The sequence below is a fragment of the Endozoicomonas sp. ONNA2 genome, from assembly GCF_024606365.1.
Taxonomy (GTDB): domain Bacteria; phylum Pseudomonadota; class Gammaproteobacteria; order Pseudomonadales; family Endozoicomonadaceae; genus Endozoicomonas.
In genome coordinates, this window is record NZ_JAHHPO010000040.1 from 1 (window position 1) to 1,112 (window position 1,112).

Consider the following 1,112-nt stretch of genomic DNA (forward strand, 5'->3'; position numbering starts at 1 on the left):
GACCTGATGAGGTGGGAGTGAGCGGATTCCATCAGGGCCAGAGACATTGAGACCTCACCCAAAGGCCGGACTCTATTATGAGAGTGGAAGCATTACTCTTTAGTCATAATGGAAAACTTTTCCTTGCAATGCGGGGCGGACTATTTAGACCCCGGTTTTCACGGCTATTAAAAATTTTCCTTGACTTAATTCAAGAATCAAAACCTGACCCCGGTTTTCCGCTCGCAAAAGGTTTGTCTACGACAGCAAACCAACTAGACTATGTAAAGTCTTAATTAAGTCTTACCATGGAGGACATACGGATGAAACTCTCACAACAAGTCAAGCCCATCAGCTACCTGAAAGCCAACGCAGCCGAGGTACTGAACCAGCTGCAAGAGAGCCGTGAACCACTGGTGATCACCCAGAATGGTGAAGCCAAAGCCGTTATTCAGGATATCCACAGTTATGAGGCACTGCAGGAAGATATCGCCCTGTTAAAACTGCTTGCCCTTGGCAAACAACAGCTGGCCGACCAACAAACCATAGCGGCAGACAGTGTAATGGCCGATATCGATCAGCTCCTGATGCATGAGGCTCCTGATAATAACCGAGGCGATAACGATAATGAACCACAAAATAGTAAAGGAGAATAACCATGACAAAGGTTATTCTCACTCAGGATGCCCGACAGGACATACTGGATATTATCGCTTACACCAGAGACCACTTTGGCAAACCCCAGGCAGTGAAATTAAGGAGGACTTTTAATACTGCCTTGCAAAGCCTCAAGGAACAGCCCTATAAAGGAGCCCAAGTTCCAGAATTGACCCGATTCGGGAATACCGAATACCGGCAACTGGCAAGGAAACCTTTTCGTATTATTTATCTGATTGAGGCCGCAACAGAAAATAACCAAGGCATCACCGTTGCGATATTGCTTTGTGTTGATGGGCGGAGAAATTTCAGCACATTATTACAAAAGAGGCTGTTCAGGATTTGAACCCTATTCCGGCTATTAAAAATTTTCCTTGACTTAATTCAAGAATCAAGACCTGACCCCGGTTTCTCAAGAATCAAGACCTAATGGAATGGTCCGCCCCGCTCCCAAAACGGCTTCAAATGAGCCACAA

General features: G+C 45.8%; 2 protein-coding genes. Both read left to right on the forward strand.

The window, feature by feature from the left end:
- Window positions 1-302 precede the first annotated feature (302 nt).
- Window positions 303-635, forward strand: a complete 333-nt coding sequence (locus KDK14_RS00495) for a type II toxin-antitoxin system Phd/YefM family antitoxin (RefSeq protein ID WP_257263054.1) — start codon at window positions 303-305, stop codon at window positions 633-635.
- A 2-nt stretch (window positions 636-637) separates the two neighbouring features.
- Window positions 638-982: a type II toxin-antitoxin system RelE/ParE family toxin gene (locus KDK14_RS00500; RefSeq protein ID WP_257263055.1), complete on the forward strand. Its 345-nt coding sequence runs from the start codon at window positions 638-640 to the stop codon at window positions 980-982.
- The last annotated feature ends 130 nt before the right edge of the window (window positions 983-1,112 follow it).

Bases quoted from the DNA above. Each gene is read 5' to 3' on its own strand.
- KDK14_RS00495 (WP_257263054.1), top strand. From the start codon at position 303: ATGAAACTCTCACAACAAGTCAAGCCCATCAGCTACCTGAAAGCCAAC.
- KDK14_RS00500 (WP_257263055.1), top strand. From the start codon at position 638: ATGACAAAGGTTATTCTCACTCAGGATGCCCGACAGGACATACTGGAT.